The organism is Flavobacterium foetidum, from assembly GCF_004634245.1.
Lineage (GTDB): Bacteria > Bacteroidota > Bacteroidia > Flavobacteriales > Flavobacteriaceae > Flavobacterium > Flavobacterium foetidum.
The window spans coordinates 305402-322204 of sequence record NZ_SJTF01000001.1 but is presented as its reverse complement, the minus strand read 5'-3'; the positions used below and the strand labels follow the sequence as shown (position 1 = coordinate 322204).

The 16803-nt window shown below is 35.3% G+C and carries 17 protein-coding genes; 14 read left to right on the top strand and 3 right to left on the bottom strand.

Going from position 1 to position 16803, the window contains the following annotated elements; all coding sequences use genetic code 11:
* Positions 1-16: 16 nt before the first annotated feature.
* Positions 17-646, bottom strand: a complete 630-nt coding sequence (locus tag E0W73_RS01360; RefSeq protein WP_135220288.1) for an NUDIX hydrolase — start codon at positions 644-646, stop codon at positions 17-19.
* A 7-nt stretch (positions 647-653) separates the two neighbouring features.
* Between E0W73_RS01360 and pyrE the strand changes: the two genes are divergently transcribed.
* A complete protein-coding gene (pyrE, locus tag E0W73_RS01355; RefSeq protein ID WP_135220287.1) occupies positions 654-1298 on the top strand; it encodes an orotate phosphoribosyltransferase in 645 nt (214 codons plus the stop codon).
* Between the two features lie 136 nt (positions 1299-1434).
* Entirely contained in the window at positions 1435-1827 is a 393-nt protein-coding gene (locus E0W73_RS01350) for an SRPBCC family protein (RefSeq protein ID WP_135220286.1), read from the top strand.
* Between the two features lie 206 nt (positions 1828-2033).
* Here E0W73_RS01350 and E0W73_RS01345 read toward each other — a convergent pair whose 3' ends face one another.
* Complete coding sequence (locus E0W73_RS01345) at positions 2034-2762, bottom strand: biotin--[acetyl-CoA-carboxylase] ligase (protein WP_135220285.1); 729 nt, start codon at positions 2760-2762, stop codon at positions 2034-2036.
* A 93-nt stretch (positions 2763-2855) separates the two neighbouring features.
* Between E0W73_RS01345 and rsfS the strand changes: the two genes are divergently transcribed.
* The 7 genes from rsfS (at position 2856) to E0W73_RS01310 (ending at position 8482) form a co-directional block, all read left to right on the top strand.
* Positions 2856-3227 (top strand): ribosome silencing factor, encoded by a 372-nt coding sequence (rsfS, locus tag E0W73_RS01340; protein WP_135220284.1) that lies wholly within the window; start codon positions 2856-2858, stop codon positions 3225-3227.
* A 15-nt stretch (positions 3228-3242) separates the two neighbouring features.
* On the top strand, positions 3243-5168 hold the full coding sequence (gene ftsH / locus E0W73_RS01335) for an ATP-dependent zinc metalloprotease FtsH (RefSeq protein WP_135220283.1): 1926 nt from the start codon (positions 3243-3245) through the stop codon (positions 5166-5168).
* A gap of 115 nt (positions 5169-5283) precedes the next feature.
* Positions 5284-5889, top strand: a complete 606-nt coding sequence (locus tag E0W73_RS01330) for a lactate utilization protein B/C (protein WP_135220282.1) — start codon at positions 5284-5286, stop codon at positions 5887-5889.
* A 1-nt stretch (position 5890) separates the two neighbouring features.
* Entirely contained in the window at positions 5891-6781 is an 891-nt protein-coding gene (locus tag E0W73_RS01325) for a phosphatidate cytidylyltransferase (RefSeq protein ID WP_135220281.1), read from the top strand.
* On the top strand, positions 6771-7424 hold the full coding sequence (locus tag E0W73_RS01320) for a phosphatidylserine decarboxylase family protein (protein WP_135220280.1): 654 nt from the start codon (positions 6771-6773) through the stop codon (positions 7422-7424). Before E0W73_RS01325 ends, E0W73_RS01320 begins: the two co-directional genes overlap by 11 nt.
* Positions 7425-7694: an acyl-CoA-binding protein gene (locus tag E0W73_RS01315; RefSeq protein ID WP_135220279.1), complete on the top strand. Its 270-nt coding sequence runs from the start codon at positions 7425-7427 to the stop codon at positions 7692-7694.
* Positions 7695-7702: 8 nt separating this feature from the next.
* The gene (locus tag E0W73_RS01310) at positions 7703-8482 is read left to right on the top strand and encodes a superoxide dismutase (RefSeq protein ID WP_135220278.1); all 780 of its coding nucleotides are present in this window, start codon (positions 7703-7705) and stop codon (positions 8480-8482) included.
* 52 nt (positions 8483-8534) lie between these two features.
* On the opposite strand, the gene E0W73_RS01305 is transcribed toward E0W73_RS01310, so the two are convergent.
* The gene (locus tag E0W73_RS01305) at positions 8535-10406 is read right to left on the bottom strand and encodes an alpha-amylase family protein (protein WP_135220277.1); all 1872 of its coding nucleotides are present in this window, start codon (positions 10404-10406) and stop codon (positions 8535-8537) included.
* 284 nt (positions 10407-10690) lie between these two features.
* Here E0W73_RS01305 and E0W73_RS01300 point away from each other — a divergent pair, with 284 nt between their 5' ends.
* From E0W73_RS01300 to E0W73_RS01280, 5 genes are all read left to right on the top strand, one after another.
* The gene (locus E0W73_RS01300) at positions 10691-12352 is read left to right on the top strand and encodes an OstA-like protein (RefSeq protein WP_162847646.1); all 1662 of its coding nucleotides are present in this window, start codon (positions 10691-10693) and stop codon (positions 12350-12352) included.
* Positions 12353-12525: 173 nt separating this feature from the next.
* The gene (locus tag E0W73_RS01295; protein WP_135220276.1) at positions 12526-13719 is read left to right on the top strand and encodes an aspartate aminotransferase family protein; all 1194 of its coding nucleotides are present in this window, start codon (positions 12526-12528) and stop codon (positions 13717-13719) included.
* 247 nt (positions 13720-13966) lie between these two features.
* Complete coding sequence (locus E0W73_RS01290; protein ID WP_135220275.1) at positions 13967-15361, top strand: tetratricopeptide repeat protein; 1395 nt, start codon at positions 13967-13969, stop codon at positions 15359-15361.
* A gap of 8 nt (positions 15362-15369) precedes the next feature.
* Entirely contained in the window at positions 15370-15810 is a 441-nt protein-coding gene (locus E0W73_RS01285) for an energy transducer TonB (protein WP_135220274.1), read from the top strand.
* Positions 15797-16543: a shikimate dehydrogenase family protein gene (locus tag E0W73_RS01280; RefSeq protein WP_135220273.1), complete on the top strand. Its 747-nt coding sequence runs from the start codon at positions 15797-15799 to the stop codon at positions 16541-16543. Before E0W73_RS01285 ends, E0W73_RS01280 begins: the two co-directional genes overlap by 14 nt.
* Positions 16544-16803 lie beyond the last annotated feature (260 nt).

Below are 16803 nucleotides of genomic sequence, written 5' to 3'. Positions count from 1 at the left end.
CTAGAAATTCCAACAGCTAAATGCCATTGGAATTTCTAACTTTTACTATTGGACTTTCTTCTTCTTCAAACAACAATTTAATATTCTCGTACGAATTCTTAAGTGCTTCTTTGATTTGCTCTGGATTTAACCAAGCCACTTTTTCGATTCCCTCTTCTAATTGCCCGTGTGGTGTTCCTTCAAAATCAGAAAACATTTCGAACCAATGTGTGATTTTGAGTTTGTATTTTCCGTTGCGCTTAAAGATATGATAGGTTTTTTGAAGTTTGTTCGTAATACGAAGCTGGTTTACTCCTGTCTCCTCCTCTACCTCACGCATAGCCGTCGCTTCGATGTCTTCCCCTTTCTCGATGCCGCCTTTTGGCAGGTCCCACTTTCCGTTTCTAAAGATAAACAAGACTTCGCCTTTCTTATTGTAGACAAAGCCTCCGCCCGCTTTATTAACCGGAATTTTGGCTTTTAGGGTTTTCATCATTTCACTTTCGTCTGGATGATATAGAATCGCTTTTTGAATTTTATTTTGAAAAATTTTAATTATAAGCTGCTCTATATCAATACTCTCTAACAAGAACAATTGAAAATCTGTTTCCTTCGAAATTTCATTTGTCAAAAAAAGTGGTTTGTCGTTTACAAAAACTTTATACATTTGTACTATGATTTTTAATAAAGATACTGCCGAAAAAACAGCCGAATTGCTTTTGCAAATAAATGCAATTAAATTGAATCCCGAAAATCCTTTTACATGGGCTTCCGGCTGGAAATCTCCTATTTATTGTGATAATAGGCTGATTCTTTCATTTCCGAGCATCAGAAATTATGTTCGTGATGAGTTTGCTAAGAACATCGAAAAACAATTTGGAAAGCCTGATGTCATTGCTGGTGTTGCCACTGGAGCCATTGGAGTTGGTATTCTAGTTGCCGAAAGTTTAGGTCTTCCATTCGTATACGTACGTCCCGAACCAAAAAAACACGGAAGACAAAACCAAGTGGAAGGTTTTTTGCAAAAAGGACAAAATGTTGTAGTGGTTGAAGATTTAATTAGCACCGGAAAAAGCAGCTTGATGGCTGTAGAAGCTTTAAGAAGCGAAGGTGCTAACATTAAAGGTATGGCTGCAATCTTTACTTACGGTTTTGGTGTTGCCGAAGAAAATTTCAAAGAAGCTAATATTGACTTGTTCACTTTAAGCAACTACGAGAATCTTCTTAGTTTAGCAGTTCAAAAACAATATATCACAGAAGACCAGCAATCTACACTGCTTGAATGGAACGAAAGTCCATCAACTTGGGGACAGGAATAGATTTTAGATTTTCTAGAAATTCGCTACGCTCCTTTTTTGGGATTTGGAATTTAGAAAATTGGAATTTATACTAATTCTAGCCTTGCGAACTTTGCGGTAAAAAAACACTTGATAAAACAAAACAAAAAAACACTATATGAACTTAGAAAGTCCAAAAGTTACAGTTCAGAAATCAGCTCAGGATCTTTTTGATCAATTGTCTGATGTACGAAATTTTGAAAAATTAATGCCGGATAATATTGCTAAATTTGAAGTAACCGGAGAAGACGCTTTTATTTTTGGATTGAAAGGCATGCCAGAAATCAAATTAAAAATGAAAGAAAAAACAGCTCCTAACAAAATTGTTCTAGGTGCTGCAAGTGATAAACTTCCGTTTACACTTACTTCAAACATTGATAGTGTTTCTGATTCAGAAAGTGCTGTTCAATTATTTTTTGAAGGAGAGTTTAATGCCATGATGGCTATGATGGTTAAAGGCCCAATAAGCAAGTTTATCGAAACTTTAGCTAATAATATGCACAAGCTTTAATACTTTTAAATTATAAATGAAGGCCTGATTTAACGATCGGGCTTTTTTTTGTTATTGCCGTGAAGGCGCTAAGGCACAAAGTTTTTTTTTGTTTTTCGAACAGATCTATTTCCCATAAAATACAGAAATTCTCACGCAGATTTAAAAAGATTTAAGCAGATTACACTTTGCGACTTGGAGCCTTTGCGGCAAAAAATCTTAGCAAGTTAGTAAAGCATCTTAATCTCCTTAATATCAAATTCGGAAACAGAATCGTCTTCAAGTAAAATTTGTATTTTCCCAAAAGAAGAAACACCCTGAATAATTCCCATGAAATTGCGGTCATCAAGATTTTTAAAAGGCATTGGCACACCTTTTCGGAATAAAGAATTGAAATACTCCTGCCAGAAGATAGACGAAGACGTTTCCCATAACGCAATTTTTTCTTTGATTTTGTCTGTTATCAAAGCTGGGAATATTTCCTTATCTAAAGTTTTATTCAAGATAACACAAAGTGAAGAAGCTTGAGGCAATTCATCAAAATTGGTTTGGTTTACATTTAGGCCTAAGCCCACAACTGACACAATTCTGCCATCACTTTTGATGGTATTTTCGATAAGTATGCCACCAATTTTTTTATTATATGACATAATGTCGTTTGGCCACTTAATACTTAATTCAGGGATATTTAGCGATTTTAAAACTTCAATTACACTTAATGAAACGATAACACTGAGTTCAAAAAACTTTTCGTTATCAAACAAAAAATCTTTGACCAAGACACTCATAATTAAGTTTTTACCTTTCTCAGATTCCCATTTAGAACCACGCTGCCCTTTTCCTTTAGTCTGATTTTCAGCCGTTACGACTGTAAAATTCTCCAGTTCCTCATAAGCTGCGAGCGATTTTAAAAAATCATTTGTAGAATCTATGGCATCGAGTTTGATTAACTTCATTACAATAATTTAAATAACTTAATTTAATATTTTGTTAAGGTTCAAAAATAATCACAAAATTTGGTAACTTTACAAATTCATATAAAATAATTCATGGCGAAAAAGACTATTAATAATGATGTTCTACTGGCGAACATAATCAAAGGGATTGAGGAAGTAAAAGGAAATGATATCGACATTCTTGACTTAAGAGAAATAGATACTGCAGTATGCGATTATTTCGTAATTTGCAGCGGTAGCTCAAACACCCAAGTTAACGCCATCGTAAACTCAATTCAAAAAACTGTATCAAAAGATTTAAAAGACAAGCCTTGGCACGTAGAAGGAACCGATAACGCAGAATGGGTTTTAATGGATTATGTACATATTGTAGTGCATGTTTTCCAGAAACACATTCGCGAATATTACAACATCGAAAGCCTTTGGGGCGATGCCAAAATAACTACAATCGAAAATAAATACTAAAGAAACTTTCATTAAATGGCTAAAGATAATAATCCAAATCCGAATAAATTTAGAATAAGTCCTTGGTTAATATATACCGCAATACTTTTAGTTTTTTTATTCATCAGTTTTGCAACCGGAGGATCAAGCATAAGCGAACCTGCACAGTTAACGTCGTCTAAATTCAATACCTTATTAGAAAAAGGCCAGATTGAAAAAGTAATTGTTTACAACAAAGCAGAAGCTGAAGTATATTTGAATGACAAGGCTCTTAAAGACCCTTCTAACAAAAAAGTAGCTAAAGACATTTTTGAAAGACCAAACAAAGGTCCTCATTACACTTTAGAAATCGGTAACGATCAAATTTTCCAAACCAAGCTTGAAAAAGCTGTTGGCGAAGGCAAATTAAAAGATTTTAACTTTCTTCAAAAAAATAACTGGAGCGATATCTTAATTAGCTTGCTTCCTATCATTATCATTGTTGGTGTATGGATATTCATCATGCGCAAGATGTCTGGAGGAGGTGCTGGAGGAGGCGGACAGATTTTCAATATCGGAAAATCTAAGGCTAAATTGTTTGACGAAAAAACAGACATCAAAACTACATTTAAAGATGTTGCAGGTCTTGAGGGCGCTAAAGAAGAAATTCAGGAAATCGTAGAATTCCTTAAAAACCCAGAAAAATACACCAATCTTGGAGGTAAAATTCCGAAAGGAGCTTTGTTAGTAGGGCCTCCGGGAACTGGTAAAACGTTGTTGGCAAAAGCTGTTGCCGGCGAAGCACAAGTACCATTTTTCTCTTTATCAGGTTCTGATTTCGTAGAGATGTTCGTGGGAGTTGGTGCTTCACGTGTACGTGACTTGTTCAAACAAGCAAAAGAAAAATCTCCTGCTATCATTTTCATCGATGAGATTGACGCTGTTGGTAGAGCGAGAGGAAAAAGCAATATGTCTGGAGGTAATGATGAAAGAGAAAACACATTGAACCAATTACTGACAGAAATGGACGGTTTTGGGACAAACTCAAACGTAATTGTATTGGCGGCGACCAACAGAGCAGATGTACTAGACAAAGCTTTAATGCGTGCTGGACGTTTTGACAGACAAATTTTTGTTGACTTACCAGACATTCGCGAGAGAGCTGAAATCTTTGCAGTACACTTGGCTCCTATTAAAAAGGTTGAAGGACTTGACTTAGATTTCTTAGCTAAGCAAACTCCGGGATTCTCGGGTGCAGATATTGCAAATGTTTGTAACGAAGCGGCTCTTATAGCAGCACGTAACAACAAACCAGCTGTTGACAGACAAGATTTCCTTGATGCAGTTGACAGAATTATTGGTGGTCTTGAAAAGAAAAATAAAATCATTACTCCTGATGAGAAAAGAGCGATTGCGATTCACGAAGCAGGTCACGCTACTGTAAGCTGGATGCTGGAACATGCCGCTCCGCTTATCAAAGTAACTATTGTTCCTCGCGGACAAAGCTTAGGAGCTGCTTGGTATTTACCAGAAGAGAGACAAATCGTTAGAACAGATCAGATGTTAGACGAAATGTGTGCTACTATGGGAGGAAGAGCTGCTGAAAAAGTGACTTTCGACAGAATTTCTACAGGAGCTTTAAGCGATTTAGAAAAAGTGACACGTCAGGCTCGTGCAATGGTAACAATCTACGGATTGAACGATAAAATCGGAAACGTTACTTATTACGATTCAACTGGTCAGAGCGAATACAATTTCTCTAAACCTTATTCTGATGAAACAGCAAAAATCATTGATGCCGAAATTTCAGAATTAATCGAAGGACAATATCAGAGAGCTATTCATATATTAGAAGAAAACAAAGACAAACTGAATCAGCTTGCTGATATATTAATTGAAAAAGAGGTAATTTTTAAAGATGACCTTGAAACAATTTTTGGAAAACGCACTTGGGATAAAAATTTAGAAGAGGTCGTTTCATAAATTAGCATCAAATACGGAATATTTTTTAAAATCTTAATTCAAAACAGGCTTTTGAATTAAGATTTTTTTATCTTTGAACGTTTTCAATTAACATGTAAAGTATTTCATATAAAAAATGAATTTTTTCAGAAAAATATTCGGTTCGGGCGAAGCCTCTTCTGACGAAGAGAATGAAAGTGAATACGCCGGAACCTCTGCCCAAAACAGTCATTTATCTTTAGACGAACAGTTCATTTTCAATTTTAAGAAAAATGGAGGTAAATTCTTGTATTGCGAAAATACTCTCGAAGTTGCAGAACAGTTCGAAAACATTTTAGAAGAAAATGATTGGTTTGAAAAAGAAGCCTTATGTTACGAATCTGCTCTTTTTCATTTATTAGAAGAGAACAAATTATTTTATATAGCCCCATCTAATCCGAAGTTTCTTTTAGCAAGCTGCGAAAATTTGATTGCCGATGAGGGTTCCATTCTATTTTCTTCAAAGCAAATTAGGCAAAACAAACCAAACGACCTTCCTGCCAACATTGTCATTCTTGCAACGACAAGCCAAATCCTTCCAATGAAAAGCGACGGATTAAGCGCTATCAAACGAAAATACGAACGAGACTATCCAACCAATATCACCACAATAAAATATTTCGAAAAAGCCAAAGAAGAAGATTTCACACAATACGGAAGTGTTGCAAAGAATCTGTATCTACTGCTTTTAGAAGATCTTTAAGATGAACGAAACACTTAAGAGAACCATTTCTGGTGCTGTTTATATCGCTTTGTTATTAACGTCAATCTTGTTTTCTACCGAAAGCTTTATTCTCCTTTTTGGCCTTTTTTTGGTCATCACAATTTACGAATTCAGTAATATTGTATACCTCAATAAAATTTTCTCGATTTTATTTGGTGTCGTTTTGTACTCGTCTATTCTACTGGTAAGCCACTACAATAAAGAGACAACAGATTTCATCAATCGCAATTTTGATACTAATGTGGTTTTAAAAACCAATATTCAGCAGTTAGATTTAGTTCTGTTGGCCGTTACTATTGTGGTTTCTATAAAATGCATCATTTTCCTTTTTTACGATTCTGTACAAAAAGTCAGCATTTCATCAAAATACTTATACCTATTAGGTTACATCACCCTTCCCTTTGTGTTTATTGTAAAAATTTCTTTTGGCACAAACGACTACAATCCTAAAATCATACTAGGCCTTTTTGTGCTGATATGGACCAACGATACTTTTGCTTATTTGGTTGGAAAATCAATAGGAAAACATAAGCTTTTTGAGCGTGTTTCTCCTAAAAAGACCATTGAAGGTTTTCTTGGTGGCGCTGTTTTTGCTGCCTTTGCCGGTTATTTGATTTCAAAACTTTATATTCAGCCGACACCCGAGTTCAGCAACAGATCGATTTTAATATGGACCGGAATTGCCATTATCGTAAGCATTTTTGGAACCATTGGAGACTTAATCGAATCAAAATTTAAACGTATAGCCGGAGTAAAAGACAGCGGCTCGATAATGCCCGGACACGGAGGCATCTTAGATCGACTAGATAGTGTTATATTTGTAGCACCAATTATATTTTTATTTTATCAAATTTTATATTATGTTTCATAAAGAAGGAGGCCCGTCCATTTTATTAGGTACAGTTTTTACTGTAGCATTGATTTTAATTGCTGAAAAATTTATAGATATCTATTGGCTGCGCATGCTGGTACAAATTGCCGCACTTCTGATACTGATTATTATTTTACAGTTTTTTAGAAATCCGAAAAGAATTGCAGTGAGAAACAGTGGCCATATTTTGGCTCCCGTTGATGGAAAAGTTGTAGTAATAGAAGAAGTTTACGAAGGAGAATACTTTAAAGACAAACGTCTTCAGGTTTCTATTTTTATGTCGCCAATCAACGTTCATGTGACACGTTATGCAATGGACGGAATTATAAAATTCAGTAAATACCATCCTGGTAAGTTTTTGGTAGCATGGCATCCAAAAGCAAGCGAGGAAAACGAAAGAACAACTGTGGTAATCGAAAACGAAACTTTCGGCGCAATCTTATACCGCCAGATTGCGGGTGCATTGGCCAGAAGAATTGTTAATTATGCAAAAGAAGGTATGCAGGTTGTACAAGGAACTGATGCCGGATTTATAAAATTTGGTTCGAGAGTAGATTTATTTTTACCTTTAGGTACACCTGTCGATGTAGTGCTTGGACAAAAAGCAATTGGAGGTAAAACCATTATCGCTTCAAAAGTTTAAATGACTAATAAAGACCTAGATACTCGTTTCGAAGAGGCCGTAGAAGCTGCTATGAAAATGACTCAGGCTTCGTTGCCACAAGATGTGCAACTGCGTCTTTATGCCTTTTACAAACAAGCCACTTTTGGAACAGCCGTTTCTAATCAATCTGAAAATTTTGATTTAAGAAATGCATTCAAAATCAATGCATGGCTTCAAATCAGCCATTTATCAATCGAGGAAGCCAAAGAAAACTATATCGAAATCATTAATTCATTAATCTCAAAATAGACGTCATCATGAAGAAGTATCTTGTTATGTACAGCATTTTAACTTCATTTTTACTTTTATTTTCCTGTAAAGATGATAAATTGGTTGAAGTAGTCGAAGTTCCACTGCCAACTAAGGAAGAAAAAATTACTATTGGCTCTCCTGCTGATGTAAAAGCAGATCCAGGCTCCTTTGAAATGACAAAACTGCCATTTGCCTATGATGCGCTGGCTCCGGCAATTAGAACGCTTACGCTAGAAACACATTATTCTAAGCATTATTTGTCGTATACAAACAACTTCAATAAAGAAATTGTGTCGACGGAGTTTGAAAACATGCCTATTGAAGACATTTTGAAAAAAATGGATATGAACAATGCCAAACTTCGTCAGAATGCTGGTGGCTACTATAATCATACTCTTTATTTTAATGTATTAACACCAAAAGAACAGACGCCGAAAGATACTTTAGCAGGATCTATTACTAAAGAATTCGGTTCTTTCAACAATCTTACAAGCCAGTTTAAAGGGCAGGCAGAAAAACAGTTTGGTTCAGGATGGGTTTGGCTTGTGGTTGACCGTTATGGAAAACTCCAAATCACTACAACAGAAAATCAGGATAATCCACTAATGCGAAATGCTTTGATTCCTGGAACGCCAATTTTAGGAATAGATCTTTGGGAACATGCTTATTATCTAGATTATCAAAACAGAAAAGGCAGTTATATTGATGCTTTTTACGAACATATAAACTGGGAAAAAGTCAACGAATATTACATAGAAGCCTTGAAAAAGGTGAAGAAAGTATAAAACAAAAAAGCTGCTAAAAATTGATTAGCAGCTTTTTTTTTACAACCTAAGATTACTTCAATTCGTAAATTAATGATTCTGATGGATTAAGTTTTACATACATTTTTCCTTCTCCATTTTTGACCGTTAAATACGTTTTATTTTTCAAGTACAGCTGATCGATTAAAACATACGAACCGTCGGCCAAATTCCATTTCGCAATAACATCTGCAGGAATCACCAATTCAAATTCGCTTGTCTTTTCAGAAGAAAAATTAACAGTGATAATAAGTTTTTGGTTTTCGGACCAACGTACAAAAGAATACAATAACGAATCGTAAGAAGAAGATTTCTCACGATTTACCTTCTGAATCTCTTGAAAACTACCCATTAAAGCTGGGCTTTTTATTGTGAAATTTAACAATCGCTTATAAAAGTCACGAAGTTTCTTTTCTGAATCGGAAAGCTGCCCGCCATCAAACTTGCCCTCATTCATCCAGCGTTGATGGTTTGGAACTCCGATATAATCAAAGATTGATGTTCGCGAAGGTTTTCCAAATCCAGCATCTTCATTGCCAGCCTCTCCTACTTCTTGCCCAAAATAAATCATAGTTGGCGAAGTACTAATGGTAGCCGAAACGACCATTAGAGGTTTTCCTCTTTCTGGAGTTCCTGCAAATTCGGCACTTGCCAAACGCTGTTCGTCATGATTGTCCAGAAAGTGAAGCATATGATGTTCTATATCAGTCATTCTTTTCTGAATATCGTTTAATTCATCTGGAGAAGATTTTCCGCGGATAATGTCTTTCAGTTTATCATAAGTTTCGACCTTATCGTATAAATAATCCATTTTTCCTAAATGAATATAATTTCGATATTCGTTCGGATTATAAACTTCTGCCAGCAAAAATGCGTTTGGATTCTTCATTTTGATTGAAGAGTTCAAATAACTCCAAAATTCATACGGAACCATTTCAGCCATATCATAACGAAATCCGTCTACACCTTTTGCCGTCCAATACAAAGCAATATCCCTGAATTTTTTCCAAGAATCCGGTACGTCTTTATCTTGCCAGAAAGCAAAATGCTCCTGAACCGATTTTTGATTAAAACCTATAGGAAGTTCAGGGAAATCTTTTGTTCCGTCGGGACGAACGCCGTAATTTACTTTTACCGTTTCATACCAATCATTTTGATCAGGTTTCGCTTTACGCGAGCCATTTCCTGTCCATTTAGCTGGATTTTCATCAAATTTACCATCAATTAAAGGATTTTTTTCTCCATTCAGAGGCAACACGTTATCCGGAATTTCAAAATGCATTCCCGGAATATAATAGAAATTATTATCTCGTTTGTACTCAACGCTTACATCATCGGTAGCGCCAAAATCTTTTACGCCATCAGGATTTGATTTTCCTTCATATTTTCTCGCTATATGATTTGGAACAATATCGATAAGAACCTTTAAACCTGCATTATGAGTACGTTTAATCAAGGCTTCAAACTCTTCTAATCGTTTTGAAGGGTCTACAGCCAAATCTGGATTTACATTGTAGTAATCCTTTACAGCATAGGGCGACCCTGCCCTGCCTTTTACCACTTCAGGATCATCATTAGAAATGCCGTAAGCAGTATAATCTCTTATCAATGCATGATGAGGTACTCCAGTATACCAAACATAATTAACCCCTAGATCTTTTATTTCATGAAGCGCCTTATCGGTAAAATCATTAAATTTTCCCACATCATTTTCTTCGATGGTTCCCCATGGCTTATTAGTTTTATTTTTATTTCCGAATAGGCGTGTAAAAACTTGGTAGACTACAACCTTTTTTTCTGGTTTAGCTTCTTGTTTTGCTGTACTCATTTTCAGATCTTTTGTTTTACAGGCAGAAAGCAGTACCGTTAACGTAATTCCGGCTGCTATTATTTTTTTACTTATCATATCTTTTGGGAGATTGTTAACTTGTGATACTAAAGGAATATCACTTAAATTTAAAACTGATCTCTAAATGTAATTCATTTTTCAAAATGCAGCTCATAGTCTTTTCAAAATGGTGGTTTTAAAATCAGTTCCAGCGCAACTACAACGTGGGAGTTACTCTTTTTGTTGAAAAATAATCAAGTACTAAACATCTTAAATAAACTGTTGATGACTAATTATAAATTAATCCTAATAACAATCTAAGGTTATTAGCTTTTTCATAAATTTGACAAAAATTTAATCAGTTGAAGAAATCAATCTTTTTTATATCCTGCCTGTTTATCTTAAGCATTCAGTTCACTTTCGCGCAGGCGAAAAAAACAAGTCCGAAACAGATTCATGTAGAACATGCCGACAATTTTGAACGTAATGAAGAATTAGTTCCGGGCGCAGTGCTTTTGAGCGGCAATGTAAAAGTTGATCATGACGGCGTAGTGCTTACCTGCAACAAAGCTTATGTTTTTGAAAAAGAAAACTACCTTAAAGCATTTGGAAACGTACAGCTGGTACAAGGCGACACTTTGTTTCTAAACAGTAAGTACGCAGAATACAGTGGTAATCTAAAAAAAGCATTTGCTACTGGAGATGCCGTAATGACTTCTCCTGATGCGACTTTGCAAACCGATACAATCAATTTCGACCGCAATGTGCAACAAGCTTTTTACAATACCAAAGGAACTATAGTTAATAAAGAAAACACTTTAGTCAGCAAATCTGGGAGGTATTTTGTTGAGGAAAAAAAGTTTCAGTTTTTGACAGAAGTAACCATTACCAATCCGAAATATGTTATTAAGTCTAATCATTTGGATTATTATAGCAATTCGGGTCACACTTATCTGCTAGGACCGTCTACCATTACCAGCAAAACCAATTATATTTATACCGAAAAGGGTTTTTACGATACCAAGAAAAACCTCGCTCATTTTTTGCGAAAATCGTATATAAAATATGATGATCGGCGAATAGAGGGCGACAGCTTATTTTATAATCGAAATACCGAATTTGCCTCTGCGACACGAAATGTCAAAATTACCGACTCGATTAACCGCGGAGTTGTAAAAGGCCATTACGCAGAACTTTATAAACTTAAAGATTCTATGTTTGTAACCAAAAGAGCCGTTGCGGTTAATTTTGTCGAAAACGACTCTGTTTACATTCACGGAAAAAGATTATTGGTTACCGGAAAAGAAGGGGAACGAATTTTAAGAGCTTTTAACAATGTTCGTTTTTACAAAACTGATATGAGCGGTAAATGCGATTCTATTCATTCAAACTCAAAAACCGCCCTGACAAAATTAATAGGAAAACCGATTTTATGGAATGGAGAAAGTCAGATTACCGGCGATGTCATGCATTTAATTGGCGATAATAAAACCAGAAAAATTGATTCTCTAAAAGTTCTCAACAACACTTTTATAATTTCAAAAGACACCCTAGGAACTGGCTATAACCAGGTCAAGGGGCTCAATTTGTTTGGAAAATTCCGGGACGGAAAACTCCATGATGTTGATGTCATCAAGAACACAGAGGTCGTCTATTTTATGCGAAACGATGCGAACGAACTTATTGGCATCAATAAAAATGTGAGCAGTAAAATCAATATGATTTTAGAGAATAATGCCGTCGAGACTATTACATTCTTTAATAAAGTCGACGGTGATATTTATCCCGAAGACGAGTTGCCAGAAAATGCCCGAAAACTTAAAGGAATGGTTTGGCGAGGCGACGAACGAATAAAATCAAAAGACGATATTTTTACGGACGAAGACAATGAGTTGCACGAAAAATTAATCAAAGAAGGAAAAGAAGAGGAAGAAAAAGGCAAAAACGTTCCTATGAAAGTCAGAAAAGAAACTTTGAATTACGACAAGAAAAAAACTGCTCCTGCTGTTAAAAGCAAAAAGTAGTCTGATTCTAAAAATGCCTTAATGAGAAAAAAAATAAAAACTTAAACTCAGTTGCAAAACTTAACCTAAGCCTAAAGTCAAAACCTTAGAAGCTTAGTACATTTACGCCTCAAAAAAGTTTTTAATATAACTTAGAAGCTCAGCATCTCAGCAACTTAGCAACTTTTAAAAAAATGAACCCAGATTTTATAAAATACCAAGCACAGACTTCTCCTTACCCGCTAGGAATGGAAGTTTCTCACGCTATTGGATCTTACATATACGATACAAACGACAAGAAATATTTAGATTTTGTTGCAGGAGTCTCAGCTTGTACGCTTGGACATCAGCATCCGAGAGTAAATCAGGCAATAAAAGACCAGTTAGACAAATATTCTCATGTAATGGTTTACGGAGAATATTCTCAAAGTCCAGCGGTTCAGTATTGCAAATTAATGGCTTCACTCCTTCCTGAATCTTTAAATAAAACTTATTTAGTAAACTCAGGAACAGAAGCTATTGAGGGCGCTTTAAAACTCGCAAAAAGAACAACGGGGCGCAGTCAGCTTATCTCGTGCCACAATGCTTACCACGGTAACACTATGGGCTCGATGAGCGTCATGGGGTTTGAAGAACGCAAACAAGCTTTCAGGCCTTTGCTCCCAGATGTTGATTTTATTACTTTCAACAACGAAGCCGATTTAGAAAAAATCACAACCCGCACTGCGGCAATTCTTTTGGAAACGATCCAAGGCGGCGCCGGATTTATTCAACCTGAAAATAACTTTTTACAAAAAGTACGCAAACGATGTGACGAAGTAGGCGCTTTAATGATTGTTGACGAAATTCAGCCTGGATTTGGCAGAACTGGGAAATTATTTGGTTTTCAGAACTACGACGTCGTTCCAGATATCGTCGTGATGGGAAAAGGTATGGGTGGCGGAATGCCGGTTGGCGCTTTTACAGCTTCGGCTGAACGAATGGATCTTCTAACCGAAAATCCAAAATTAGGTCACATTACGACTTTTGGCGGGCATCCTGTCATTGCGTCAGCTTGTCTAGCCACTTTGCAGGAATTAACTGAAACAAATTTAATGGCTGAAACACTAGAGAAAGAAAAACTCTTTAGATCTCTTTTGGTACATCCTTTGATTACAGAAGTTAGAGGAAAGGGATTAATGCTTGCGGCGATGACTGAATCGGCAGAAATTACCAATGAAGTGATTTTAACATGTCAAGACAGAGGACTAATTTTATTTTGGCTTTTGTTTGAAGGCTGTGCGATAAGAATCACACCTCCTTTAACCATTTCTGAGGAAGAAATCAAAGAAGGTTGCGGAATAATATTAGAGGTAATGGACGAAGTTTTAAAAAGGAAAAAAAATTAAACCACAAAATGTTTCTTAAAAATCAACCAAAAACAAAAAATTGGGAGCTGATTTTATATTCTGATAAAAAACAAAATCATAAAGAAGAAAGCTTATTCGCTTAAGAATAAAAGAGATTTCTTCCCAAAATAGAATAAAAAATGCTATATATTGTTAATTAAATTGTTCAAAACAATTAATTTCTTATCCTTACAACAATTATATGGTTGCCTAAATTTATAACAGGCTAATTTCAAATAAACGAAGTATGCAATTAAGCAACGAAGAAGAAGATTATAACCTATCCTTATCCAAATTTGAGTCGATGTTGAAAACCAACAAAGTACTCTTTTTTGATTCTGAAGAATTTGAAGAAATTATTCTTCATTATTTAGACATAGGTAAGGCTAATTTAGCAAAAAAGGCCTTAAAACTTGCATTAGATCAGCATCCAAAATCTACAGGCTTAAAATTAGTACAAGTAGAAATGCTGGTTTATGACGACAAACTCGACATGGCTGAAAAGCTTTTGAATGAGTTATATGCTATTGAACCTAACAACGAGGAAATCTATATCCAGAAAGCCAATATCTATTCTAAAAGAGACCAACACGAAAAAGCTGTCGAACTGCTCAAAATCGCGTTGCAGTACACTGATGATTATGCCGATGTGTACAACTTGATCGGAATGGAATATCTTTTTATGGATAATCTTGAGCTGGCTAAAGAGAACTTCATAAAATGTCTCGAAGAAGATCTAGAAGACCAATCTGCTCTTTACAATGTGGTTTATTGTTTTGAATTTTTAGACCAGAATCAAGAAGCGATTGCCTACCTTAATGAATACATTAACAGAAATCCGTATAGTGAAATCGCTTGGCATCAGCTTGGACGATTACATTATGGCGTAAAGGAATATGAAAACGCAATTCGAGCTTTTGACTATGCAACCCTAATCGATGATGAGTTTTTAGGCGCTTTTATGGAAAAAGCAAAAGCATACGAACGTCTTAGAAAATACCAAGAAGCAATCGAAAGCTACAACAGAACAATTGAGCTTGAGGATGCTACTTCGTATGCTTTGCTTCGTATCGGAAAATGCTATGAAAAACTCGGAAATTCGGCAAAAGCAATTCAATATTACAACCAAACAGTACACGAAGATCCTCTATTGGATAAAGGTTGGATTGCTATAACTGATTTTCACATTCGTCAGAAAAATTTCCAAAAAGCGTTGTTTTTTGTGAACAAAGCTTTGGCAATAGACAACCAAAATCGCTTGTACTGGAAGCGTTATGCAACCATCAACAAGCAAATGAACTTTTTTGAGGAAGCCGAATTTGGATACAGAAAAGCTGTTGAATTTGGCGATTACTCCTTGGAAACATGGTTGTATTGGGTTGATATACTTCAGTTCTTAGGAGAGTTCGAAATGGCAATCCAGACACTTCTTCAGGCAACAGAATATTTCCCAGAAGAAAACGAAATAGAATACCGTTTGGCCGGATTGTACTTTATGATTCAGGACAACACAAAAGCCAAATTTCACCTAAGCAACGGACTAAGGCTAAACTTCGACAATTATATCTTAATTGAAGACTTATTCCCTGTTGTATGGACAAAAAAAATGGTGAAAAACTACATTGAAAAACATAGAAAATAAAATAATTAATGAAAAAAATTTTTACAATTCTCGCCATTACACTTTTTACATTTTCATACGGTCAGAATCAACCAGCAGAAAATACTACTGATTCTGGAACTACAGAAAAAAAATCAGGCGATACCCGAATCTATGCTCCTGAAAAAGTTGAAGTAAGAGCTGAATTTAAAAACGGCGTTGCAAAAATGAGAGAATTCCTAAAAGCCAACTATGCAGTCCCTAAAGAAATGATAGCCAATAATCAAACAGGTCAAGTTATAAGTACTTTTGTTGTGGAATCAGACGGCTCATTATCAAATATAAAAATCGTTAAAGATTTAGGGATGAACACTGGCGAAGAAATGGTAAGAGTTTTAAAATTAATGCCAAAATGGGATCCAGCAGAGCTGAATGGAAAAAAAGTTAGGGTTTCACATACATTGTCATACGGTCCAAATGGAGGTAATTAAGAAAAGATTTGGTCTGCTAGGACGCAATATTAGTTATTCATTCTCGAAAGGGTATTTCACAGAAAAGTTCAACCATGAAGTTTTTGAAGGTAATACTTATGAAAACTTCGACATACCGGAAATTAATCATTTTACAGAATTAGTTAAAAACAATCCAGATTTAAAAGGATTGAATGTGACTATTCCGTACAAAGAACAAGTAATTCCGTTCTTAGACAAATTATCCAAAAATGCATCTCAGATTGGTGCGGTTAATACAATCAAATTTACCAAAAAAGGCAAATTAAAAGGATACAACACCGACTATTACGGTTTTAAAAAATCGCTTGAGCCTTTATTGGAGCCACATCATAAAAAAGCTCTTATTTTAGGAACTGGTGGCGCGTCAAAAGGTGTTGCCTATGCGCTTGAGGAACTCAATATTCCCTACACTTTTGTGTCAAGAGAAGCGAAAGAAAACATTATCGATTACGATTTAATCAATGCCACGACATTTGATAATTTTCAAATCATAATTAACTGTACGCCAGTCGGAACAAGTCCGAATATTGAGGCATCACCAAATTTGCCTTATGAGTTTTTTACAGAAAAACATATTGCATACGATTTGATTTATAATCCTGCCGAAACTACCTTCTTGAAAAAGGCAAAAGAACATGGAGCGGTGATTAAAAACGGTTATGATATGCTTATTTTTCAGGCTGAAAAAGCATGGAAAATCTGGAACAAATAAAAAAAATCACTAAACTAAAATATGCAGCAGTAATTTTCTCGAATTACTGCTGCATTTTTTATTTCACTACAGTTCATAACAAATTTGAATAAAGGATTTCTGCCAATTATTTTACACAATATTTTAACTAAGAGTTACAGTAAAACTTCTTACACATTGGTAGACGTTGTTTTTTTGGTAGTGTAATGAATTACAACACACACTAAATTGGATTTTATTTAGATAATTGCCATAAAAATGCTAAAAAAGAATTTTCTTTT